This is a genomic window from Shewanella sp. SM29, from assembly GCF_025654245.1.
Taxonomy (GTDB): Bacteria; Pseudomonadota; Gammaproteobacteria; order Enterobacterales; family Shewanellaceae; genus Shewanella; species Shewanella oncorhynchi.
The window spans coordinates 21,177-45,984 of record NZ_JAKKRN010000039.1 but is presented as its reverse complement, the minus strand read 5'-3'; the positions used below and the strand labels follow the sequence as shown (position 1 = coordinate 45,984).

Genomic DNA, 24,808 nt, shown 5'->3' with positions numbered 1-24,808 from the left:
CCGCTATAAGAATACACCTCAAGAAAGAGTCGATTGGTGCTTATATCGGTATCGACATTTAGTGGAGAATGCTTTTGGAAGAATTAAGCACTATCGAGCAATATCAACAAGATATGACAAGCTAGCAAGAAATTACGCCAGTATGGTGTCACTGGCGTTTATGTTAATGTGGCTGCCGATGTATTGCTGAACAACATTTGTACAGCAAAGATCAACAGACCCTAGTTTGTTTTAGTTTGTTTTAGGTTTTTTAGTGTGAATGCATTGAAAATAGAGAGAAGGGAGAATAGTGGGTTTTAATACGTTTGGTATCTAATGGCGCGGATTGAATAAGGCTGTATTGAAAGGGGCAGTTTGTCTTAAAGCTACTCTTTGTTTAAGAGATACTCTTTGTTTAAAAGCTCATTTTTGTTTTAAAGCGATTTTGGGTTTTAACGCCACATCTTGTTTAAAACAGCTTATTGAACAATCGAGTCTTGCCGTTATGAGTCTTCAAACACTGCCTGTTTCTGCGTGCGTGTGTCACTTGCTACATTTTGTGTTTGCTTTGGCTTAGCCAAACTGGCTTTATTCTGATGAGATTGACACGCATAGGTGACCACAGCTGCACCTTCAGGTGACAAGTCCAGCTCTAAATCTTCGGTTGGCACACAGCAGCAGGGCAAACATTCATCATGTTTGAGTTCGGCTAAGGGTTCGTTTAAGTAGCTGACTTTTCCGCTGATGACGCGTGTTTTGCAGGCGCCGCAGAAACCGTTGCGACATTCTGAGAAGATTTTAACTTTTTTAGCTTCGAGCGCTTGCAGCAAAGTGCCTTGTTGCTCGGTAAAGAGCAACACAGGTTGACCTTGAAGGCGCACGATTGGCGCCTTCGCAAACAGGTTTTGTGGCCGTTTTTTTGATGTCACTGTTTTAATGCCATTTTGTAACGTCACTTTTAAGTGTCTTATAGATCGAAGTCGAGGAACTCATCACCATCAACCGCGGAGTCAATTTGGCCGACAAGGTATGAAGAGACTTCAACTTCCTGTGGTGCAACTTGCACTGCATCGCTTTCTAACCAGTTTTTCATCCAAGGTAATGGATTGGTTATTTCTGGGTATGGTTGTGGTAGATTCACCGACTTCATGCGTTGATTAGTAATAAACTCAACGTATTGGCAAAGGATCTGTTCATTCAAACCTATCATAGAGCCGTCTTTGAATAGGTATTTTGCCCATTCTTTTTCTTGCTCTGCGGCTTTGAAGAATAAATCGAAAGCTTCCTGTTGGCATTCTGCAGCAATCTCACCCATTTCTGGATCGTCTTTACCGCCTTGCATGATGCTTAAAATATGCTGAGTGCTGTTTAAGTGTAAGGCTTCATCACGGGCGATTAAGCGAATGATTTTCGCGTTACCTTCCATGAGCTTACGTTCAGCAAAGGCAAATGAGCAGGCAAAGCTAACATAGAAACGAATAGCTTCTAGGGCGTTGACTGACATCATGCACAGGTACAAGGCTTTTTTCAGGGTGCGGGTGTTGACTATGACTTCTTTGCCATCGATAACATGGGTTCCTGCACCGAGTAAATGGAATATCTGAGTCAGTTGGATCAAGTGATCGTAATAAGCGGCGATATCGGTCGCACGGCTTAAGATTTCTTTGTTCACAACGATATCGTCGAAGATCACTGAAGGATCGTTAACGATATTACGAATGATGTGGGTGTATGAGCGCGAGTGAATCGTCTCAGAGAAAGACCAAGTCTCAATCCAGGTTTCTAATTCAGGCAGTGACACCAGCGGCAAAAAGGCCACATTGGGCGAGCGGCCTTGAATCGAGTCGAGTAGGGTTTGGTATTTCAGATTCGAAATAAAGATGTGTTTTTCATGATCAGGCAATGCACCGTAGTCAATCTTATCGCGACTGACGTCTACTTCTTCCGGGCGCCAAAAGAAAGATAACTGCTTTTCTATCAGTTTTTCGAACACTTCATATTTTTGTTGATCGTAACGAGCCACGTTGACCGATTGACCTAAAAACATAGGTTCACGGGTGGCATCGTTGGGTGTTTGACAGAAGGTAGAGTAGGCCATGGTGCTATTTTTCCAATGGATAGGGATCCACTAAATAGGGATCCCTATAAAACCGTTAACGTTAAAGTTAAAGACTAGATTTTACATGCGCCGCCGGCGCAACCGTCATCTTCTTTCTCTAAATTGGTGATGTCATCGTGTGAATCCGACGCACCATCGCGAGTGTTATGGTAGTAAAGCGTTTTAACACCTAACTTGTAAGCATTGAGCAAATCTTTCAGTAGGGTTTGCATTGGCACTTTACGGCCTTCAAAACGTGAAGGATCGTAGTTAGTGTTAGCCGAAATCGCTTGGTCAACGAATTTCTGCATAATACCCACTAGCTGTAAGTAACCGTCGTTGCTTGGCATTTTCCACAGCAATTCATAGCTATCTTTCAGTGTATCGAAATCGGGTACCACTTGTTTTAGCTGACCGTCTTTGCTCGATTTCACGCTGATAAGACCACGTGGTGGCTCAATACCATTGGTCGCATTGGAGATTTGCGACGAGGTTTCTGATGGCATTAATGCCGACAGCGTCGAGTTACGCAGGCCATATTGCTTGATATCGCTACGCAGTGATTCCCAGTCTAAGTGCAATGGTTCAGCACAAATTTTATCTAGGTCACGTTTGTAGGTATCGATTGGCAAAATACCTTGAGAGTAAGTGGTCTCGTGGAATAACGGACATGCCCCTTGCTCTTTGGCCAAGTTCATTGAGGCTTTCAGTAAATAGTACTGAATCGCTTCGAAGGTTCTGTGGGTTAAAGCGTTCGCGCTACCATCAGAATACTTCATGCCATTTTTCGCTAAATAGTTAGCGAAGTTGATCACACCTATGCCTAAAGTACGGCGATTCATCGAGGCGATTTGCGCGGCCTTGATAGGATAATCTTGATAATCCAATAAATTATCCAGTGCGCGTACGGCGAGGTCGGCTAATGGCTCAATATCAGATAACTCTTTGATAGAACCTAAGTTAAGTGCTGACAGCGTACAAAGCGCGATTTCACCTTCTGGATCATCGATGTTGTTTAATGGTTTAGTCGGCAGGGCGATTTCAAGACACAGGTTAGACTGTCTGATCGGCGCGACTTTTGAATCAAACGGGCTGTGAGTGTTGCAGTGATCCACGTTCTGAATGTAGATACGGCCCGTTGAGGCACGCTCTTGCATCATCAGTGAAAACAGTTCAACGGCTTTTATCGTTTTCTTACGAATGTTGCTGTCTTGCTCATATTGCACATATAAACGTTCGAATTCGTTTTGATCTTCAAAGAAAGCATCGTACAAGCCAGGTACGTCAGATGGGCTAAATAAACTGATGTTCTCGCCTTTGATCAGACGTTGATACATGACTTTGTTCAACTGCACACCGTAGTCTAAATGACGGATACGGTTGTCTTCGACGCCGCGGTTATTTTTCAATACCAGCAGAGATTCGACTTCTAAGTGCCAAATAGGGTAGAACAGGGTCGCAGCACCGCCACGCACGCCGCCTTGAGAGCACGACTTCACTGCGGTTTGGAAATACTTATAGAAAGGTAAACAACCTGTGTGGAAGGCTTCACCACCACGGATTGGGCTACCTAAGGCACGAATACGACCGGCGTTAATACCGATACCCGCACGTTGGCTGACGTATTTCACGATAGACGAAGCGGTCGCGTTGATAGAATCTAAGCTGTCACCACATTCGATCAGTACGCAAGAGCTAAACTGACGCGTTGGGGTGCGCACACCGGCCATAATTGGCGTTGGCAGCGACAGTTTAAAAGTTGATACCGCGTCATAGAAATCTTTAACGTATTTCAGGCGCGTCTCTTTTGGATAACGGGCAAACAAGCAAGCCGCGACCAAAATGTAAAGGAACTGCGCGCTCTCATAGATTTCGTGGGTCACACGGTTTTGAACTAAATATTTGCCTTCAAGCTGTTTTACCGCTGCGTAAGAGAAGTCCATATCGCGCCAATGGTCGATATAGGTATCCATCACATCCAGCTCTTCGCGAGTGTAATCTCTTAAAATGTGTTGATCGTATTTACCTAGCTCAACCAACTTAGTCACGTGAGCATACAATGCGGGCGGCTCAAACTGACCGAAGGCCTTCTTACGCAAATGAAACACTGCTAAACGGGCAGCGAGGAACTGATAGTCCGGTGATTCTGGAGAAATTAAATCCGCCGCAGCCTTGATAATGGTTTCATGGATAGCTTCGGTTGGGATGCCATCGAAAAACTGTAGGTGCGAGCGAAGTTCAACTTCCGAAACAGAAACGTTTTTTAATCCCTTGGCTGCCCAAGTAATTACGCGGTGTATTTTTTCGAGATCGATATTCTCACGATCGCCACAGCGTTTTGTGACTGTCATAGTGCTATTCATTTGGAGATAGGCCTTGGTTCTTATATGTATTTAGGTGAGCAAAATCACCGTACGTATCCTTGTAAAACAATCAATAATCGTCCCTTAAATACAGCTGACTGGTTAAAAACGAGTCAATTAAGCGGCGAGCTTCTAGTGTGTCTGATTGTTACCTATACACAAGATATGGTGTTTTAAATTATATGGGATACAAGATAGTGAGGTTTGCCCCTATTTGCAAGTCTGAATTCAGGGGACATCTTGTGGATAACGTGAGGATAAACTTTTGCGTTAGTAACGACTAACCTTGAAGCTCAATTTCAGGTTAGCGTGTCACACTCATGGGGGATTTTTAGGCGATCTTTTTCTTTAGATCGCGATCGCTCACGAGTGCCGATCTTTTATGCGCCTGACTTTTTCCGTGGGTCATAAATAGTATGCTGACACACTGATTTCCGTCAGTGAAATTATGTATTGGATGCCTTATTCTTGAGCATTGTAGGCGCTGTTTTTGGTTGATGTTGTTAAGCCAATGCTTCGATTAGTGCTTGATGTAGCTCAGTTGGGCTCGCAAAATGCGCGTGCGCTGGCCATTGCAACGGCTTGTCGTTCACGCCCAGATAACCCCATAGGGCCACGCCGCCTAACATGCCAGCAGCCTTGGCCGCGAGCAAATCTCGCTCGGCATCCCCAAGATACAAAATGTGTTCTGGAGCACAGTTCAGCTGTTGTGCGCCTAACAGCATAGGTGCAGTGTGGGGTTTTGGGTGTTTTGTAGAATCGCCACTAATGATAACGGGCATACGCAAGTGTAAATTCAGTTTTCGCAATAAGGGACGGGTAAAGCGCGCAGGCTTGTTGGTGATCACCCCAAACGGCAGCTGAGTTAACTCGAGCCAGTCGAGTAATGCCGCTATGCCTGTGAATAGCGCACAGTGATCGCCATTTATACGCTGATAGTGGGCGAGTAGCCCTTGCTGAACTTGAGACCGAAGATCTTCTGCCGCATCAGGGATCGCGGCATCGACTAAGGCAAAACTGCCGTGGGATGCGGCGTAGCGCATGGCCGCTAACGGCTGCGCGGCGATGCCGACATCTTGAAGACTTAAATTGAGGGCTTGCACCAGATCCGGCGCGGTATCGGCTAAGGTGCCGTCGAGATCGAACAGTACGCCTTTGATCTGTGCCAGACTCATATTAATCAACCTTACGCGTCGCTATCATGTAATTCACATCAACCTTAGGCGTGTACTTAAAAATGCCCGTCAATGGGTTGTAGCTTACCCCTAAGGCATCGGTACAGATAAGATCGGTATTATCTACTAGCTCAATCAGCTCCGAAGGCTTAATGAATTTTTTATGCTCGTGGGTGCCAACTGGCAGCATTTTTAGCAAATATTCCGCACCTAAAATGGTGTGCACGTAGGATTTAATGTTGCGGTTGATGGTGGAGAAAAACACATGACCACCGGGTTTGACCATGTCACAGCATGCTTTAATCACAGATTGTGGATCGGGTACATGTTCGAGCATTTCCATGCAGGTCACCACATCGTAATAGGCTTGATGATCTTGGCTGTGGGCCTCGGCAGTATTTTTTACATAATTAATGCTCACGCCCGTTTCGAGGGCATGTAGGCGGGCGACTTCTAAGGGCTCATCACCCATATCTAAGCCATCAACCTCGGCGCCGATGCGGGCCATGCTTTCAGACAAAATGCCGCCACCACAGCCGACATCGAGCACTTTCTTGCCGAAAATACCGCCAGCGGTTTGATCGATATAGTTTAAGCGCAGCGGGTTTAATAGATGCAGCGGCTTAAATTCGCCGTTGAGATCCCACCAAGTTTCGGCCATACGTTCAAACTTTGCGATTTCCTGTGGGTCTACATTGGTATTCTGATGCATGCTATTACCTGAAGAAGCTGTATTGTGCGGCTATTATAACGACTATGTTTGATAAACAAAGTGCTCGACTGAGCTAAGCCCTTGTGGTTGAGTGAATTTTCAGCAGTTATCTGCTTTTATGTTAATTGTTGTGCTCCGTATCGACCTTTTACTTTATCCCTTTGACGATTTTTCCTCATCGTAAGCCGTGAATTTCAACGCTTGTTTATCTCACAAACGACCAAATTGACAGTGTTTTCATCTATTAAGCCACCAGACTCTCAATTCGATAATGATAGGTCTGGCGACATTAAATAACTGTGTTAGAATGCCAAATCACGTTTTTGGGCTAGGCAATGATACGGATTATACGTTGTCGGCTATTTTTCAGGGGAACGAGCAGTTTATGACTGATCTGGCATCATCTATTTCGCCAATTAATATCGAAGACGAACTAAAGAATTCGTACCTTGATTACGCCATGAGCGTTATCGTGGGACGTGCATTACCAGACGTGCGCGACGGCTTAAAGCCGGTTCATCGCCGCGTTCTGTTTGCCATGAGTGAATTGAAGAACGATTGGAACAAGCCTTACAAAAAATCTGCCCGTGTGGTCGGTGACGTCATCGGTAAATATCACCCCCATGGTGATTCTGCTGTTTATGACACTATCGTCCGTATGGCCCAGCCATTCTCACTGCGTTACACCTTAGTAGACGGCCAAGGTAACTTCGGTTCGGTCGACGGTGACTCAGCGGCGGCAATGCGTTATACCGAAATCCGTATGGATAAGTTAGCGCACCAATTACTAGCTGATCTTGAAAAAGAGACAGTGGATTTCGTCCCTAACTACGACGGCACAGAACAGATCCCAGCTGTATTACCTACACGCGTACCTAACCTGTTAATTAACGGTTCATCGGGTATTGCGGTAGGTATGGCAACCAACATCCCACCACACAACCTAACGGAAGTTGTGAAAGGCTGTTTGGCATTGATTGAAGAACCTTCACTGTCGATTGAACAGTTGATGGAATATATTCCAGGTCCGGATTTCCCCACTGCAGCGATTATCAACGGCCGTAAAGGCATTATTGATGCCTATAAAACTGGCCGTGGCCGCGCGATCATGCGTGCTCTGGCAGATGTGGAAACCGAAGATAATGGCCGTGAGCGTATAATCGTCACTGAAATCCCATATCAAGTGAACAAAGCCCGTTTAATCGAGAAGATTGCCGAGCTGGTTAAAGATAAAAAGCTTGAAGGGATCAGCGGCCTACGCGACGAGTCTGATAAAGACGGTATGCGTATCGTTATCGAAATTAAGCGCGGTGAAGTGGGCGAGGTTGTACTAAATAACCTTTATGCTCAAACGCAAATGCAGTGTTCTTTCGGGATTAACATGGTGGCCCTGACCAATGGTCAGCCTAAACTGTTTAACCTTAAAGAAATGCTCGAATGCTTTATTTTGCATCGCCGTGAAGTGGTGACGCGTCGTACCGTATTTGAACTGCGTAAAGCCCGTGAGCGTGCCCATATTTTGGAAGCGCTGGCGGTTGCACTGGCTAACATTGACCCGATTATTGCACTGATCAAAGCCTCACCCACGCCTGCGGATGCCAAAGTGAAATTGGTTGAGCAAGGTTGGGAATTAGGCCACGTTCAAGGCATGCTGGAAAAAGCGGGCGATGACGCCGCGCGTCCAGAGTGGTTAGAGCCACAATACGGTATTCGTGACGGTCAATATTTCCTGACTGAGCAACAAGCTCAGGCCATTCTGGAACTGCGTTTACACCGTTTGACTGGTCTTGAGCACGATAAGATCATCGCCGAATACGAAGAACTGCTCGAATTTATCGCGGGTCTGCTGTTTATTCTGCGCAGTCCTGAGCGTTTGATGGAAGTGATCAAGGAAGAATTAGTTCAAATCCTTGAAGAATATGGTGATGCGCGCCGTACAGTGATCAATGCCAACGAAGTCGATATGAGTCTTGAAGACTTGATCAACGAAGAAGACGTTGTGGTAACACTGTCGCACTTAGGTTATGCCAAGTATCAACCGTTGACCGATTACCAAGCCCAGCGCCGTGGTGGTAAAGGTAAAGCCGCGACGAAAGTGAAAGATGAAGATTTCGTCGAGAAGCTGTTAGTTGCCAATACCCATGACACCATTTTGTGCTTCTCTGACTTTGGTAAGATGTACTGGCTCAAAGTGTATCAATTGCCATTAGCGAGCCGTACGGCCCGTGGTCGTCCAATTGTTAACTTGCTGCCGTTATCCGATGGCGAGCGCATTACTGCGATTCTGCCAGTACGTGAATACGCGGCTGACAAGTACATCATCATGGCCACCTCACACGGTACTGTGAAGAAAACCGCACTAACTGCTTATAGCAACCCACGTGCAAACGGCATTATCGCCGTTAACCTCAAAGACGGTGACCAACTGATCGGTGTCGATATCACTAACGGTGATGACGAAATCATGTTGTTCTCGAACGAAGGGAAAGTGGTTCGCTTTGGTGAGAAAGTTCGTGATTCTGAAACTGGCGAAGTGAAAACCGATCCTGAAACCGGTGAAGAAGTGTTGTCACTGCGTCCTATGGGCCGTACTGCAACAGGCGTTCGTGGTATCCGTTTAGAAGAAGGTCAGAAAGTCGTGTCGCTTATTGTACCCAAAGGCGATGGCGCGATTCTGACTGTGACTGAAAACGGTTACGGTAAACGGACGCAACTGTCTGAATATCCTGCGAAGAGCCGTGCGACTAAAGGTGTGGTTTCAATCAAGGTGAGCGAACGTAATGGCGCTGTTGTTGGGGCTGTTCAAGTCGGTCTTAACGACGAACTGATGCTTATCAGTGATAAAGGTACCTTAGTGCGTACACCTGCGAGCGGCGTGTCTATCATTGGCCGTAACACTCAAGGTGTAACGATTATCCGTACTGCGGGCGACGAGAAAGTGGTCGGCCTACAACGTATCGACGAAATCCAAACTGAAGAAGATGAAGTCGAGCTGGATGAAAACGGTTTACCGATTGTTCCTGTCATTATCGAAGGCGAATTAGCTGACGATGCTCTTGAAGAAGCGCTGGATGACGAAGAAGAGTTGGACGAAGATGAAGACGAGCTTGCTGATGATGAGCAAGACGAAGAGTAATTAAGTGTCATATTAACGAGCGTCCAATTGGACGCTCGTTTTTTTAATGGCATTGATGTTGATAGCATTGTTCGTTTTAGAATGGTTTCGTATTTATCAATACATACATCATGGTTGGGATTAAGGAGAGTGTCAGTGAGCGCGATTTATAATTTCTGTGCTGGACCTGCAATGTTACCCGCAGCGGTAATGAAAAAAGCACAACAGGAATTACTTGATTGGAATGGCCAAGGCGTTTCCGTGATGGAAATCAGCCACCGAAGTAAAGAGTTCATCGCGCTTACACAACAAGCCGAGTCCGATTTACGTGAACTGATGCAGATCCCCACAAATTACCATGTGCTATTTATGCACGGCGGTGGTCGTGGACAGTTCTCCGCTGTTGTGAATAATTTTTTAGGTAATCATGGCCGAGCCCTGTATTTAGTCAGTGGTCAATGGTCATCTGCCGCGTTAGCCGAAGCACAAAAGCTCGTGGGTGAAGCGCAGATTGATAGCTTGAATATTGTTGAAAAACACAATGGACTCAATGCGGTTGTCTTACCTGATTTACATAAAATCGATGCCGATTATCGCTATGTTCACTATTGCCCTAATGAGACAGTAGATGGTATCGAAATTTTTGATGAATTAGACTCACCTTGGCCAATTGTTGCCGATTTATCGTCAACCATTATGTCACGTGAAATCGACGTCAGCCGCTACGGTTTGATTTACGCTGGCGCACAAAAGAACATAGGTCCATCGGGTCTGTCGATAGTGATAGTGCGCGATGACATGTTAAAACTGCCGAGTTTACCGCAGTCGTCCATCATGGACTATCGTTTAGCCGTTGAGCATGATTCTATGTTCAACACACCGCCAACCTTTGCTTGGTATCTCGCCGCTGAAGTCTTTGCTTGGCTTAAGTCCATTGGCGGCATTGCGAGTATTGCAAAAATTAATCAACAAAAAGCGCAGATGTTATATCAATGCATTGATGGTAATGCTTTCTACCGTAATGGGGTTGTTGCAGCGAACCGCTCACAAATGAACGTGACTTTCCAATTAGTCAACGAAGCGCTCGATAGTGAGTTCCTAAAGCAAGCCCAAATAGCTGGACTCGTTGCCTTAAAGGGCCATCGTATCGTAGGTGGTATGCGTGCTAGCCTCTATAATGCAATGCCACTCGATGGCGTAGTTGCCTTGGTCAAGTTTATGAATGAGTTTGCAAACAAACATAGCTAGGCTTAGCTGTATTGAGTTACTCATTAGCTTGCGACGCTTAGCGTCTAGAGTTTGCTGCTTGAATATCAACGTTATGCTTATTGAATGTTGATCATCAGTTAGCCATCTCAAGTGAGACATCCCAAAAGCGAATGCTCAAATGCATTCGCTTTTTTGTTAACTTTAATTTATCGACAATGGCGTTAAGCAAGATGACGTTGAGACCAGATGCCTTCAAGAACACTCGTTTTGAGAAAGCCTGTGAGCTGACGCGCATTACTGAGTAAGATGCTGGGTTAGTTGTATGTTATTGTTTATCATAATTAAAAGAACGTATCTTTAGATGTGTATACACGATAAATCAATAGGATGTCACCGATGGATTTGGCCAAGCTTTCGCGGATTAGTATGAAGCATTTGATCACTTTGCATGTGATGCTCGATACCCTGAGTGTAACCGCCAGCGCCGAACGTTTATGTTTAAGCCCCTCATCCGTCAGTAAAACCTTAAGCCAGCTCAGGGACAGTTTAAACGATGAACTGTTCTATCGTAACGGCAACTCACTGGTAGCAACCCCATTGGCAAGACGATTAGGGCCAAGCGTGCAGCAGATGATCAATGATATGAATCAGATCATGAGTCAGGATGCGTTTAACCCTGCACATTTTGAGGGGCGTTTTTCGCTTGCGATGCGCGAAAGCACCTTTGAACTGCTGGCCGCCAAGCTCAGCGCCCATATTCTGAGCTTGGCTCCTAATATCCGCCTCGATATTTACAGCAAAGACAATATTGGTTTTGATGGATTGCTTAAAGGTACATTAGACTTTGTGCTGTTACCCCATGATCTGAGTCAACCTAATCCTCTTCAAGACGATCTGGTGTGGGAAACCTTGTTTAGCGATGAAATGATCTGCCTGATGAATTCGTCCCATCCCTTGGCAAAGCAGCGAAACATCAGCTTTGATGATTACCTAAGTTACCGCCATATTGGCATTACCGATACGGATCTCAGTACGCCTTTTTTTGATATTTTGCTCGCCCAACAATCTAAAAAACGGGCCGTCCCCATTTCGGTCCCAGACTTTGGCAGTGCGGCGTTAATGTGCCATCACAGTGAGTTGCTTTTTACCTGCTCGCGCCGCTGGGCATCCATCGCTAGCCAAGCCAAAGGCTTAACGATTAAATCTTTACCCATAGAATATGGCAAAGTGGCTTACAGCCTGGTTTGGCATAGTCAAAGCATGAAAGATCCCGCACTGCGCTGGCTTTATGAGCAAATTTTGCTTTGCAGTTGTTAAAGGTATATGGAAGGTAACACGAGATTGGTTACGCCTCGCTTTGTAAGGGTTGCGGCTAAGCGTTCAATATCGGCTTGTTTACAGCTTGGCCAATTGAGTGCTGCATCGACAACACCATGATGGTGAAAGGCATTTAACTTAACTCGCGTATCTGGGCCTAGCAGAAGTAAATAGGTCGCTAGTGCTTCTATTTCTTCCTCGTAATCCGTGATGCTTGGAATGTGCAGCAATCTCACCTCATACAGTTTTTGCTGTTTAGCCAATAACTGGATTGATTTGAACACGGCATGGTTATCACGACCGGTAATATACCTATGGGTATCCTGTTGCCACGCTTTAAGATCCACCATAGCGCCATCTAAAAACGGCAGCAGTTTATGCCATCCCGTTAGACTCAAACTGCCATTGGTGTCGAGCATACAAGTCAGGTGTGATAACGGCTTTGTGGCCTTAATCGCTTGAAACAACGCAATAATAAACGGCAGTTGCAGGCTCGCTTCGCCGCCGCTAACCGTAATGCCATTAATAAAGTGACGCTGACTATGGAGAATCGTCAGTATATCCTCAACGGTGTAACGAGTGATCTTAGGGCTCGCTTGTTTTGGGCACACGGCAAGGCAGGTATCGCATTGGCTACAATGCTCACTATCCCATTGAATGTGATGCTTATTATTGAGATTTATCAATGTCAGCGCATTTTCAGGGCAGGTGGCGACACAATCGCCACAAGCATCACATAAGCCTATGGTATGTGGGTTATGGCAGTTTTTGCATTGATAGTTGCAGCCCTGCAGGAATAATACGAGCCTGCTGCCAGGCCCGTCGACGCATGAAAAGGGCAATAGCTGACTGACAATAGTGTGTCTATTTAAAGACACAAGGGGAGTGTTCATGGGCGATAACTCGTGCTTGTCGTTGCAATATTCCCGTATTAACCGCAGCTTCTGCGGCTAAGCCTGTGGTATTGAGACGCGAGCCGCACTGTTTAAACGCTTCAATATCTGAGCGTTTTACCATATAGCCAGTCACGCGCATTAAATCGTTAGAGGCGACATTGGCGGTAAACTCCCTAAAACCTAACTCAAGTGCGGCTTTACACAGTTGGAACATAGCTTGAGGATTGGATTTGACGGTTTCATCGATAGTCAAAATATCACTAATCCCCGCCGTATAATATTGATGATGTTGTGCTAGGGCTTGAATATGGGCGATGGGATTGGGTTCTGTGCCATAGGGAATACGAACACCTGGTGTCACATCTTTATCGAGACTAATACCGCCCTGTGAATGCAGTAGTGCCCGTCCATGGAAGCCATGCGCAACGGGTGTGGATTTCACTATGGCATCGAGCGCAGCAGAAATACGATAGCCCAGCTGATTTGCATCTGTCTGATGACCATAGCCAGTGTGTTGATCTAGTTGAGATAACTTCGTTGCATCAGTAGCCGTGAATGTCCGCAGAATATTCACGGCTTCTGCCATGCCGTAAATACCAAACATGGGTGCAAAGCGCGATTCATCAATCAATTGCTCTTTAACTAAAAAACTGTCAAAGAAGTGTGATTCTTGATGCAAAAATGCCGAGCGCGCGTCAATGAGCTCGAAGGTGAGTGAGCAGTAATTTGGCAATACAGTATCAAAAAAATCGTTTATAGAATTGGCCTTTAACGCCACTTCTTTAAGATTAAGTCGAACTAAGGTATTGGCGCCGCCCGCTAACGGCAACGCGTTGTAGCAACTGACAATACCAAAACCGCGCTCATCAAACGCACTGGCATGCAGTGGGTAATTCGCGATATGCGGCTTACTGCACTGACAAATATTGGTGGTCGCAAGCAACAACAATTCATCCGGTGTGACGGCGGGGTCGTACATAAAAGTCAAATTGGGTGCAACTTGTTTTAACTCGGCATCAATGCGCAGTAGGGTGCGGCAAACGATGTTATCTGTAGGGCCAATATTCACATGCATAAAGGCATCGGGCAGGGTTCTATCGAGCATGATCCAGAACAGTTTTAATTTACGATAAAGGACTTCCGCATCTATTCCTTCAACGAAAGGCATCAAAATGTCATCCAGCTGACCTAAATACACGGGGATATTGGTCACCGATGGCACGTGATGGTACAGAATCGTTAAGGCATTGATGGCTTCGTCCAAGTTTTTTGCCGCTGATAACTCTAAGTATTCAGAGCCTTGTTGAAGGTAGCGGGCATAATCTGGCAACACATAGCGTGGTTTAAAAGGCGCATGGCCTTCAAACATGTCGCAAATAATACCGTCATTCATCGCCGCGTTTACCTCGGGCGATATCGACATATAGGGCAAACTGGCTTCCGCTTCTAATGCTAAATAGTTGGATTTTTGCTTGGGTGAAAGCTGCGGGTTGGTGACGATTTGCACTAATTTATCTTGTAATAACATGGCTGAACATCCACAAGTTCTATGATGACCACTAATCTACTCAGTGGCGTTGGCTTTAAAAAGTGAAAATAGCCGCAGTCCTGATTAATGAAATGGAAATCCGCCGACTGAGGTCACAATTTGTGGCTTATTGCGATAAAGCCGCGATGTCAAAATCGCTAGAATGTGGTTTTACGATTAAAAATAAATGCTTGAACAGTGAGACGTGGCCTTGCTTGTCATATTGGGGATATGAAATAGAGGATAATAAACTGCCAAAACTTATCGGGTGGGATGATTAAAAAATTTAACACTTGAGGCGGTAAATGAACTCTGCTGTATTCCTTTATTGCGGGAATACAGCAGAGTGAGCGGTTCAGATAAACTCAGCGGCTTAAAGCACTTTAGCAATCGATTGGGCTAAGTAATCAACGTTATCTTCACTGATCCCAGCAATACTGATGCGGCTTGAACCTACCATATAGATGCTGAATTCTTTTTGTAGGCGCGCCACTTGCTCTGGAGCCACCCCAAGGAAAGAGAACATACCTTTTTGGCGGGCGATAAAGCTAAAGTCACGGTTTACGCCATTGGCTTTAAGTTTATCCACTAAGATGGCGCGGTTGCCGTTGATGCGATCGCGCATCACTTTCAGCTCATCAAGCCATTCTTGGGTTAATTCTTTTGATCCTAAAATCGTCTCAACAATCGCCGCGCCATGGGCAGGTGGCATAGAGTAAAGGCAGCGAACCACATAAAGTAGTACAGATTGCGCGACATTGGCGGTATTGGCATCTTTGGCAATCACAGAACACGAACCGATACGCTCACGGTACAAACCGAAGTTTTTCGAGCATGAGCTGCACAGGATCATATTATCGACCGCTGCCGCCATATGACGCACACCGTAGGCATCAATATCAACGCCATCACCAAAGCCTTGGTAGGCCATGTCAATCAGTGGCGTAAAGCCTTGATCTTTTGTCAGGGCAATCACTTTATCCCATTGTTCTGTGGTTAAATCCATTCCGCTCGGATTATGGCAACAGGCATGGAATAACACCACATCGTCAGGACTCACTTGCGATAGGGCAGCAAGCATCTCATCAAATTTCAATGATTTGCTATCGTAGTCATAATAAGGATAGGTTTTAACGGTAATGCCAGCCGCTTCGAACAAACCGATGTGGTTTGCCCAAGTTGGGTCGCTTACCCATAATACCGCATTCGGGTTGCAGCGCTTGATAAAGTCACCGGCCACGCGCAGTGCGCCAGTACCACCGGGTGTCGATACAGTGCGGATACGGTTAGCTATGATGGCACTGTGACCAGCACCAAAGGCGAGTTCAGTCATCAAGGTGTTGAATTGTGGCGAGCCGGTTGGACCGATATACACTTTAGTGGTTTCGGTATCGAGACGGAATTTCTCGGCTTTTTTCACGCAGCTCAGGATCGGGGTCACGCCTGTAGGGTCTTTATAAACGCCCACACCTAAATCAACTTTTTGCGGGTGGGTGTCTTCGCGGTACTGAGTCAACAAGCCAAGGATGGGATCTGCTGGCATTGCGATGAGTGAGTTAAACATAGCTCCATCTACCTTTCTGGTTATAGTGCAAACGTGATTGTTCGTATCAGATATGCGTTATTTATCGTTTGGAGGGTAGAATAGCGCGGAAAGGTAAAGTAATTAAAGTGAAAACTGTGATTAAACGCCAGTTATCTTGGCAAAAAAGCCTGCCAAAAATACGGTTAAATCATAAATTAACCGCTTAAATTTTGCGTTTTTGTTATTTTTACACTGATCTCAGCAAATAATCTGACCAAAATGCCATTTTTCTCGAAAAAACGGTTGAATCCTTAGCGACAATCGGTAATTTTATAACGACGAAGCACTAACAAGGCCCCAATCTCCTTTTATTTGTAATCTTAACTTGACGCACTGTAGCGTGAAGTTGCCATTTTGCGTATTCAGTCCGCGTGATCGTGATGATGACGCCCTATAGAGAAAGAAGATTTATTCATGAAGCAATTACGTCTTGAACCTGTTGTGCAAGTCCGCGGTGAAATCAATATTCCGGGCTCAAAAAGTATTTCAAATCGAGCCTTATTATTGGCCACCTTAGCCCAAGGTACTACCACGCTCACCAATCTGCTCGATTCAGATGATATCCGCCACATGTTGGCCTCCCTCAAGCAGTTAGGGGTGAACTACCGTTTATCGCAAAACAATACTGTGTGTGAACTCAATGGTTTAGGTGGTGTGATTTCCTCAGCATCCGCGCAGGAATTGTTTTTAGGCAATGCGGGTACCGCAATGCGCCCCTTATGCGCCGCCTTAACCTTAGGCCAAGGTGAATTTACCCTCACGGGTGAACCACGTATGGAAGAGCGTCCGATTGGCGATTTAGTCGATGCCTTAAGGCAACTCGGTGCCAATGTCGTTTACCTTAAAAATGACGGTTTCCCACCGCTGACGATTAATGCCACTGGCCTTAATGGCGGTGATGTTGAAATTGCAGGCGATTTATCGAGCCAGTTTTTAACGGCTTTGTTGATGGTGGCGCCGCTTGCTAAGGGCAGCGTCAATATTCATGTCAAAGGCGAATTAGTCTCTAAGCCTTATATCGATATTACTATCGCCTTGATGGCGCAGTTCGGCGTTAACGTCATTAACCATGACTACGCGCGTTTTGAGATTGTTGCAGGCCAGCGTTATATATCACCGGGTAAAGTACTGGTAGAAGGCGATGCGTCATCGGCATCGTATTTCCTCGCGGCAGGGGCGATTAAGGGCGGCGAAGTCAAAGTCACGGGTGTGGGCCGTTTGAGTATTCAAGGCGATGTAAAATTTGCCGATGTGCTCGAAAAAATGGGCGCAGATATCGAGTGGGGCGATGACTATATTATTGCCCGTGGCTCCCAATTAACGGCCGTCGACTTAGACATGAACCACATTCCCGATGCGGCCATGACCATTGCAACCGCAGCCTTATTTGCTAAAGGCACGACGGTTATTCGCAATATCTATAACTGGCGTATTAAAGAAACCGACCGGTTAGCGGCTATGGCAACTGAACTGCGAAAAGTGGGCGCCGAGGTTGAAGAGGGGAATGACTACATTAAAATCACTCCGCCTGCCGTGATTAACACCGCTGAAATTGATACCTACAATGATCACCGCATGGCCATGTGCTTTTCTATGCTGGCATTTGCCGATTGCGGTATCACCATCAATGATCCTGACTGTACTTCTAAAACATTCCCTGACTATTTTAAGCAGTTTGCGAGCCTGCAAGGCTAAGTCTGTTTGTTTCGTCATTGTTACAACCATCAATGTCAAGAATAGCAAGCCGTATTTGTGCGGCTGCTAATCTTCATAAAAAATCAACGGATTTTGTTTGTCTTTTGTTGTACAATGCGGCGCGCTCATTTTCGGGGGCTCACTTGATGAACTCACGGATGATGGTTATTTTTGCGGAGGAATGTATGTCTGAACGGGCTCCTGTAGTCACAATCGACGGCCCAAGTGGTGCTGGCAAAGGTACAATTAGTCAATTATTGGCTCAGCATCTAGGTTGGCAACTACTTGATAGTGGTGCCATTTACCGAGTTCTTGCGCTTGCAGCAATTCATCATAACGTTGAACTGGAAAATGAAGAGTCTATCACGTTGTTAGCGGCACATCTGGATGTGAAGTTTCTAACAGGCAATGATAAAGATCCGGTTCAAGTGATATTGGAAGGTGAAGACGTCACCAACGACATTCGCACCCAAGAGTGCTCGAATGCCGCTTCAAAAGTCGCTGCCTTTCCACGGGTGAGAGAAGCCTTATTACGTCGCCAACGGGCCTTTAAAACGGCGCCAGGATTAATTGCCGATGGTCGTGACATGGGAACAGTCGTTTTCCCAAGTGCGCCGGCAAAATTATATTTAACCGCCTCAGCTGAAGAGCGTGCCCAAAGACGCTATAATCAGTTGCAGGACAAGGGCTTCGATGTTAATATCGAGCGCCTTTTAAGTGAAATTATCGAACGTGATGACCGCGATATGAATCGTCCGGTGGCTCCTTTAGTCCCCGCCGAGGACGCGCTCATTATCGATACTAGCGGTAAGGGTATTGATGAAGTGCTAGCGCTTGCGCTTAACTTTATCAACCAAAAATTATCCGGCACTAACTAAGTTAGTCCACCGGATAGGTATTCGTATTAAGGATGATACGGATAATTTGACTGACTCCACGTCTAGGACGGACAGTGGTTTAATAAAGAAAGTAACCTAAACATGACTGAATCTTTTGCTGATCTATTTGAACAATCCCTTCAAACTCTGGAATTCCGTCCAGGCTCTATCGTTCGTGGTACTGTTGTATCAATCAAAAACGGTATGGTACTGGTTGACGCGGGTCTGAAGTCTGAAAGCCCAATCCCAGCTGAACAATTCAAAAACGCTCAAGGCGTTTTAGAAATTCAAGTTGGCGATGAAGTTGACGTAGCTCTTGACTCTGTTGAAGACGGCTTCGGTGAGACTCAACTGTCTCGCGAAAAAGCGAAACGTCATGAAGCTTGGATCGTTCTGGAAAAAGCTTATGAAGATGCTGAAACTGTAATCGGTATCATCAATGGTAAAGTTAAAGGCGGTTTCACTGTTGAATTAAACGGTATCCGTGCCTTCTTACCAGGTTCTCTAGTTGACGTGCGCCCAGTTCGCGACACCGCTCACTTAGAGTACAAAGAATTAGAATTCAAAGTTATCAAGCTAGACCAGAAGCGTAACAACGTTGTTGTTTCTCGTCGTGCAGTTATCGAATCAGAAAGCAGCGCTGAGCGTGATGCACTGTTAGAAAACCTGCAAGAAGGTCAAGCAGTTAAGGGTATCGTTAAGAACCTGACTGACTACGGTGCATTCGTAGATTTAGGTGGTGTTGACGGTCTGCTACATATCACAGATATGGCGTGGAAACGTGTTAAACATCCATCAGAAATCGTCAATGTTGGCGATGAAATCAACGTTAAAGTACTGAAGTACGATCGTGAGCGCACTCGTGTGTCTTTAGGTCTGAAACAACTTGGCGAAGATCCATGGTTAGAAATCAGCAAACGCTACCCAGAAAACACACGTTTAACTGGTCGCGTTACTAACCTAACTGACTACGGTTGCTTCGTAGAAATCGAAGAAGGCGTTGAAGGTCTGGTTCACGTTTCTGAAATGGATTGGACTAACAAGAACATTCACCCATCTAAAGTAGTTAACTTAGGTGATGAAGTTGAAGTTCTGGTTCTGGACATCGATGAAGAGCGTCGTCGTATTTCTCTAGGTCTGAAACAATGTAAGACCAATCCATGGGATGACTTCGCAACTCGTTACAACAAAGGCGACAAGGTTTCTGGTAAGATCAAGTCAATCACTGACTTCGGTATCTTTATCGGTCTTGACGGCGGTATCGATGGTCTAGTTCACCTGTCTGACATTTCTTGGAACGGTACTGGCGAAGACGCAGTTTCTGAATACAAGAAAGGCGATGAAATCCATGCAGTGGTTCTGTCTGTAGATCCAGAGCGTGAGCGCATCAGCTTAGGTGTTAAGCAAACTGAAGATGATCCATTCAACGCATACTTGGCTGACAAGAAGAAAGGTACTATCGTAAACGGTACTGTTTCTGCTGTTGATGCTAAAGGTGTGACTGTTGAACTGGCTGACACTGTTGAAGGTTACATCCGTGTAGCTGACATTTCACGTGAGCGTATCGAAGATGCATCTACTGTCTATAATGTAGGTGATGCAATCGAAGCTAAGTTCATGGGTGTTGACCGTAAGAACCGCTCTATCAGCCTGTCAATCAAAGCGAAAGACGAAGCTGAAGAGAAAGAAGTAATGGCGACTCTGAACAAACAAGATGACGCTGTTATTAGCAATGCAATGGCTGAAGCGTTTAAAGCAGCTCGTAAATAATCGCCTGTTGTTTGGGGAGACATCTCTCCCCATTAGGCGACTGTGTTTGGCTTGATAATAGGGGATAGCTAGGATGACGAAATCTGAACTTATCGAAAAACTCGCCACCAGGCAGTCGCAGCTGTCGGCGAAAGAGGTTGAAGGCGCAATCAAAGAAATGTTGGAGCAAATGGCAACAACATTAGAAAGCGGTGATCGTATTGAGATCCGTGGCTTTGGTAGTTTCTCGCTTCACTATCGTGCACCGCGGACTGGCCGTAATCCAAAGACTGGTTCATCAGTCGATTTGGAAGGTAAATACGTCCCGCACTTTAAGCCAGGCAAAGAACTGCGCGAGCGTGTTGACGCCGTTAATGTGTGATTGACCGCATAGTAAAAAGCCTCCGTTAGGAGGCTTTTTTGTATCGATTGCAAGGCAATGCTGGTCAGCTTAGTAAATTTCTTGGATAATCATTAAATTGAAACGCGTTTAGGGAGTGCAGCGTGAAATCATTTGTAGCAACTGTGCTTGTGGCACTGTTATTTATTTTGGCGTTGATTTTTGGCGCGCGCAACGAACAAGTGGTGACTATCAGCTATTTTGTCGCACAGGGTGAATATCGTTTACCTGTTGTGTTAGCGATTGTCTTTTTTGCTGGTTTTATTTTGAGTTGGTTATTTGCTAGCTACTATATTGTTCGCTTGAAATTAAGTTTAGCGGCAACTAAAAAGAAACTAAATCAAGTGATCGCTAAAATCCCTCAGGATGTAGACGCCTAATATGCTTGAGATCCTCTTTCTGTTGCTTCCCATTGCTGCCGCCTATGGCTGGTATATGGGGCGACGGAGCATAAGGCAGAATCAAAGTAATCAACGTAAACAATTGAGCCGGGATTATTTTACTGGCCTCAATTTCTTACTGTCGAACGAATCGGATAAAGCCGTCGATTTGTTTATCAGTATGTTAGATGTTGACGATGAAACCATAGATACCCATCTGTCACTCGGTTCGCTGTTCCGTAAGCGAGGCGAGGTCGACCGCTCTATTCGTATCCATCAAAATTTAATCGCGCGGCCTACATTAACTAATGAGCAGCGTGACATCGCTATGATGGAGCTGGGTAAAGATTATCTAGCAGCAGGTTTTTACGACAGAGCTGAAGAAATCTTTATCAACTTGGTCAGCCAAGACGATCACAGTGAAGAGTCTGAAACACAGCTTATTGCTATTTATCAGGTGATTAAAGAGTGGCAAAAAGCCATTGATATCACTAAGCGTTTGAGTCGTAAACGTCAGCAAGTTTTAAAGCCGTTAACGGCGCATTTCTATTGCCAGTTAGCCGATGAAGCCAGTGATGACGCGCAGAAAATTAAACTGCTACAGCAAGCGCTGAAGCAAGATCCCCAATGCGGTCGTGCATTATTGACCCTAGCGAAAAAATTCCTCGATATTCAAGATTATGCCCAGTGTAAGCAAATGCTGCTGCAACTGAAAAAAGCCGATATCGAGCTTTTTGCCGATGCGATTCCAACGGCCAAACAAGTTTATCGCGACACGCAAGATAAAGAAGGTTTTCAAGAATTACTCGCGGGCGCAATGGCCGATGGCGCCGGTGCTTCTGTGGTGGTCGCCTTAGCGCAGCACATGATAAGTCTTGATGAGATTAAAGCGGCAGAGACCATGGTGCTCGATGCGTTATATCGCCATCCGACCATGAAAGGTTTTCAACACTTGATGCAGATGCATTTGCGCCAAGCCGAAGAAGGGCAAGCCAAGCAAAGTTTAACTATGCTAGAGCAGCTCGTTGAACAACAAATTAAATTCCGTCCGAGTTACCGTTGTAAGGAGTGTGGTTTTCCTTCCCATGCGCTTTACTGGCATTGTCCTTCCTGTAAAAACTGGGGCAGCATTAAACGGATCCGAGGCCTAGACGGCGAATAATCTATTAGAAGAATACACAGTTTGTGTAACCCTGTTGGAGAGATGATGACGACTAAACCTATCCTCGTAGCGCTTGATTACGATAATAAAAACCATGCTTTACAACTGATAGAAAAACTCGATCCCAACATGTGCCGCCTTAAAGTCGGCAAAGAAATGTTTACCTTGTTTGGCCCGCAACTGGTGAAAGATATCCATGATCGTGGTTTTGATTTATTCCTTGATTTGAAATTTCACGATATTCCCAATACTGTCGCCAAAGCCGTGGCCGCTGCTGCAGAGCTTGGCGTATGGATGACGAACGTACATGCCAGCGGTGGCTTAGCCATGATGGAAGCGGCTAAAAAAGCCTTACTGCCCTACGGCGATAAAGCGCCTATGCTGATCGCGGTTACGGTATTAACCTCGATGAGTGATGACGATCTTAAATTACTCGGCATCAATGTGCCTGCGTTTGAGCATGTGCAACGTTTGGCGAAGCTCACGCAACAAGCGGGACTCGATGGCGTGGTGTGTTCCGCCCAAGAAGCGACAGCCTTGAAATCACTGTTAGGTCAGGATTTCAAACTCGTGACGCCGGGGATCCGCCCAGTTGGCAGTGATGCTGGCGATCAACACCGCGTGATGACGCCACCTCAAGCGATAGCAGCGGGTTCTGATTACTTAGTGATTGGCCGCCCAATCACCAAAGCTGCCGACCCGTTAGCAGCATTGCAAGCGATTCACCAATCATTGGCATAGATGCCACACTAGCCGTCTAAAGCGCGGTTTGAAAGTCGTTTGACCGTCGTTTAAATAAAAAAGGCTTGGAATCGCTTGTTGGTATCCTTGATATGATTGATAAAAGTTGAAATAGTATCTTGAATGACAGCATAGAATAATGAATCACACCCTGAGTGCTTATCTCACTGTTCACGGAGAACGCCCATGTTTAATGCTACGATGTTTAACTATCAAGGTAAGAATGTTGTCGTTGTCGGAGGAACCAGTGGGATAAATCTCGCGATTGCCATTGCGTTCGCACAGGCTGGCGCAAATGTGGCCGTTGCAAGCCGCAGTCAAGATAAAATCGATGCCGCGGTATTGCAGCTGCAACAGGCCAATCCTGACGGTATTCATTTGGGTGTGAGTTTTGATGTGCGCGATCTTAGCGCCCTTGACGTTGGTTTTGATAAAATCGCTTCTGAGTTTGGTTTTATCGATGTGCTGGTAAGCGGCGCGGCGGGGAATTTCCCCGCCAGCGCCGCAAAACTTTCGGCCAATGGTTTTAAGTCGGTGATGGACATTGATTTGCTCGGCAGTTTTCAAGTGCTAAAGCATGCTTATCCTTTGCTGCGTCGCCCCAATGGCAATATTATCCAGATTTCGGCGCCGCAGGCTTCGATCGCTATGCCAATGCAAGTACATGTGTGTGCGGCTAAAGCGGGTGTGGATATGCTAACGCGAACTTTAGCGTTAGAGTGGGGCTGTGAAGGGCTGAGAATTAATTCGATTATGCCTGGCCCCATCGCCAATACTGAAGGTTTTAATCGCCTTGCCCCCAGCGCCGCATTACAGCAAAAGGTTGCCCAATCCGTTCCGCTAAAACGCAACGGCGCAGGTCAGGATATCGCCAATGCCGCACTATTCTTAGGCTCTGAATTAGCTTCCTATATTACGGGAGTTGTGCTGCCGGTTGATGGCGGTTGGTCACTTGGTGGCGCCAGTATAGCGATGACAGAGCTTGGCGAACTGGCCGCAAAAATGTAGTTTGGTTTTAGATTATTGATATTCAAAATCGAGAACTTTGATTTTATAGAAATTAAGTAGGTAATGATCCATGGCTAATGCATTACAAGAGCAGCTACTCAAAGCAGGGCTTGCCAGTAAACAAAAGGTTCGCGACGTTAAGACTCAAAAACGCCGAGATAAAAAATCTCGAGTTGATGATGGCTCAAGTGCTTTTAAGCAAGAAGTGGCAGAGCAAAAACGGTTGCAGGCGCAAAAAGATAAAGCGCTAAATGAACAACGTTTTGCAGAGGCATCTGAGCGTGGACAGGTGCGCGGTTTAATCACTGAGTTCACTAAGTCTGCGATAAAGATCCCAGCTTATGCTGAAGTGAAATTTAACTATACTCTTGATAATAAAATCTATTCTTTATACATAGATGAAAAACTGCAGGCAGAATTGCTTAAAGGGCAGTTAGGCATAGTACGTTACGAAGATAAGAGTTACTTAGTACCACATAAGTTGGCCGAACGAGTCAAATTGCTGGTGCCGCAGTGGTGTGGTTATCTGTGGCAACAGGATGAATCTAAAGCTGTGGTCGTTGAAGATGATCCCTATGCAGATTACGCAATTCCTGATGATTTAATGTGGTAATTGCCACAAGCTTGTGAGCTAACGCTGCGACAACACTGTGGTAAAGCTTATAAAATAGAGACCCTTAAGTTCAGGCTTAAGGGTTTTTTTATGAGTTGAATTTATACTTAGCTCACACACTCGCATACTTTTATATTATTCGCGGCTGTATTTGTAATGAGATTGTTTTCTACAGTGAACTGGTATAAATTAAAACAACTGTTTT

The 24,808-nt window shown here is 45.6% G+C and carries 20 protein-coding genes and 1 pseudogene; 13 read left to right on the top strand and 8 right to left on the bottom strand.

Translation table 11 applies throughout. The features are described from left to right. The coding region (locus L5L77_RS19935; RefSeq protein ID WP_263185794.1) for a transposase at positions 1–190 on the top strand (190 nt) is incomplete at its 5' end. Positions 191–482: 292 nt separating this feature from the next. Here L5L77_RS19935 and yfaE read toward each other — a convergent pair. From yfaE to ubiG, 5 genes are all read right to left on the bottom strand, one after another. Then, complete coding sequence (gene yfaE, locus L5L77_RS19930; protein WP_028759862.1) at positions 483–908, bottom strand: class I ribonucleotide reductase maintenance protein YfaE; 426 nt, start codon at positions 906–908, stop codon at positions 483–485. A 38-nt stretch (positions 909–946) separates the two neighbouring features. Continuing rightward, the gene (nrdB, locus tag L5L77_RS19925) at positions 947–2,077 is read right to left on the bottom strand and encodes a class Ia ribonucleoside-diphosphate reductase subunit beta (RefSeq protein ID WP_028759863.1); all 1,131 of its coding nucleotides are present in this window, start codon (positions 2,075–2,077) and stop codon (positions 947–949) included. 74 nt (positions 2,078–2,151) lie between these two features. Beyond that, positions 2,152–4,440 (bottom strand): class 1a ribonucleoside-diphosphate reductase subunit alpha, encoded by a 2,289-nt coding sequence (nrdA, locus tag L5L77_RS19920; RefSeq protein ID WP_113940388.1) that lies wholly within the window; start codon positions 4,438–4,440, stop codon positions 2,152–2,154. 503 nt (positions 4,441–4,943) lie between these two features. Then, positions 4,944–5,615 carry an HAD family hydrolase gene (locus tag L5L77_RS19915; RefSeq protein WP_173496880.1) on the bottom strand — a complete coding sequence of 224 codons (672 nt, stop codon included), beginning with the start codon at positions 5,613–5,615 and terminating at the stop codon, positions 4,944–4,946. A gap of 1 nt (position 5,616) precedes the next feature. Beyond that, positions 5,617–6,327 (bottom strand): bifunctional 2-polyprenyl-6-hydroxyphenol methylase/3-demethylubiquinol 3-O-methyltransferase UbiG, encoded by a 711-nt coding sequence (gene ubiG, locus L5L77_RS19910; RefSeq protein ID WP_028759866.1) that lies wholly within the window; start codon positions 6,325–6,327, stop codon positions 5,617–5,619. A 385-nt stretch (positions 6,328–6,712) separates the two neighbouring features. Here ubiG and gyrA point away from each other — a divergent pair, with 385 nt between their 5' ends. The 3 genes from gyrA to L5L77_RS19895 all read left to right on the top strand — a co-directional run bounded on the left by gyrA (position 6,713) and on the right by L5L77_RS19895 (position 11,968). Beyond that, entirely contained in the window at positions 6,713–9,463 is a 2,751-nt protein-coding gene (gene gyrA, locus L5L77_RS19905) for a DNA gyrase subunit A (RefSeq protein ID WP_263223364.1), read from the top strand. Positions 9,464–9,598: 135 nt separating this feature from the next. Then, positions 9,599–10,690 (top strand): 3-phosphoserine/phosphohydroxythreonine transaminase, encoded by a 1,092-nt coding sequence (gene serC, locus L5L77_RS19900; protein ID WP_131524063.1) that lies wholly within the window; start codon positions 9,599–9,601, stop codon positions 10,688–10,690. A gap of 357 nt (positions 10,691–11,047) precedes the next feature. Continuing rightward, positions 11,048–11,968, top strand: a complete 921-nt coding sequence (locus L5L77_RS19895) for a LysR family transcriptional regulator (RefSeq protein ID WP_131524062.1) — start codon at positions 11,048–11,050, stop codon at positions 11,966–11,968. On the opposite strand, the gene L5L77_RS19890 is transcribed toward L5L77_RS19895, so the two are convergent. The 3 genes from L5L77_RS19890 to L5L77_RS19880 all read right to left on the bottom strand — a co-directional run bounded on the left by L5L77_RS19890 (position 11,965) and on the right by L5L77_RS19880 (position 15,956). Beyond that, positions 11,965–12,861, bottom strand: coding sequence for a YjjW family glycine radical enzyme activase (locus L5L77_RS19890; RefSeq protein ID WP_263223363.1), 897 nt, complete (start codon positions 12,859–12,861; stop codon positions 11,965–11,967). The genes L5L77_RS19895 and L5L77_RS19890 overlap by 4 nt on opposite strands. Continuing rightward, the gene (locus tag L5L77_RS19885; protein ID WP_263223362.1) at positions 12,833–14,392 is read right to left on the bottom strand and encodes a YjjI family glycine radical enzyme; all 1,560 of its coding nucleotides are present in this window, start codon (positions 14,390–14,392) and stop codon (positions 12,833–12,835) included. The genes L5L77_RS19890 and L5L77_RS19885 overlap by 29 nt, the downstream gene beginning before the upstream one ends. A gap of 373 nt (positions 14,393–14,765) precedes the next feature. Then, on the bottom strand, positions 14,766–15,956 hold the full coding sequence (locus L5L77_RS19880) for an amino acid aminotransferase (RefSeq protein ID WP_263186407.1): 1,191 nt from the start codon (positions 15,954–15,956) through the stop codon (positions 14,766–14,768). A gap of 435 nt (positions 15,957–16,391) precedes the next feature. Between L5L77_RS19880 and aroA the strand changes: the two genes are divergently transcribed. From aroA to L5L77_RS19835, 9 genes and pseudogenes are all read left to right on the top strand, one after another. Next, on the top strand, positions 16,392–17,672 hold the full coding sequence (gene aroA, locus L5L77_RS19875) for a 3-phosphoshikimate 1-carboxyvinyltransferase (protein WP_263223361.1): 1,281 nt from the start codon (positions 16,392–16,394) through the stop codon (positions 17,670–17,672). Between the two features lie 185 nt (positions 17,673–17,857). After that, positions 17,858–18,550 carry a (d)CMP kinase gene (gene cmk / locus L5L77_RS19870; protein WP_168827070.1) on the top strand — a complete coding sequence of 231 codons (693 nt, stop codon included), beginning with the start codon at positions 17,858–17,860 and terminating at the stop codon, positions 18,548–18,550. 99 nt (positions 18,551–18,649) lie between these two features. Continuing rightward, positions 18,650–20,320 (top strand): annotated as a pseudogene (gene rpsA / locus L5L77_RS19865) (30S ribosomal protein S1); the annotation flags it as partial. Positions 20,321–20,393: 73 nt separating this feature from the next. Beyond that, positions 20,394–20,681, top strand: a complete 288-nt coding sequence (gene ihfB / locus L5L77_RS19860) for an integration host factor subunit beta (protein ID WP_006081718.1) — start codon at positions 20,394–20,396, stop codon at positions 20,679–20,681. Between the two features lie 122 nt (positions 20,682–20,803). After that, complete coding sequence (locus tag L5L77_RS19855; RefSeq protein ID WP_028759876.1) at positions 20,804–21,079, top strand: LapA family protein; 276 nt, start codon at positions 20,804–20,806, stop codon at positions 21,077–21,079. Position 21,080: 1 nt separating this feature from the next. Then, on the top strand, positions 21,081–22,241 hold the full coding sequence (gene lapB, locus L5L77_RS19850; protein ID WP_113940394.1) for a lipopolysaccharide assembly protein LapB: 1,161 nt from the start codon (positions 21,081–21,083) through the stop codon (positions 22,239–22,241). A 45-nt stretch (positions 22,242–22,286) separates the two neighbouring features. Further along, positions 22,287–22,982 (top strand): orotidine-5'-phosphate decarboxylase, encoded by a 696-nt coding sequence (gene pyrF / locus L5L77_RS19845; protein WP_011846776.1) that lies wholly within the window; start codon positions 22,287–22,289, stop codon positions 22,980–22,982. A 186-nt stretch (positions 22,983–23,168) separates the two neighbouring features. After that, positions 23,169–23,990 carry an SDR family oxidoreductase gene (locus L5L77_RS19840; protein ID WP_131524058.1) on the top strand — a complete coding sequence of 274 codons (822 nt, stop codon included), beginning with the start codon at positions 23,169–23,171 and terminating at the stop codon, positions 23,988–23,990. Between the two features lie 70 nt (positions 23,991–24,060). Continuing rightward, positions 24,061–24,603 carry a DUF2058 domain-containing protein gene (locus tag L5L77_RS19835; protein ID WP_028759879.1) on the top strand — a complete coding sequence of 181 codons (543 nt, stop codon included), beginning with the start codon at positions 24,061–24,063 and terminating at the stop codon, positions 24,601–24,603. Positions 24,604–24,808 lie beyond the last annotated feature (205 nt).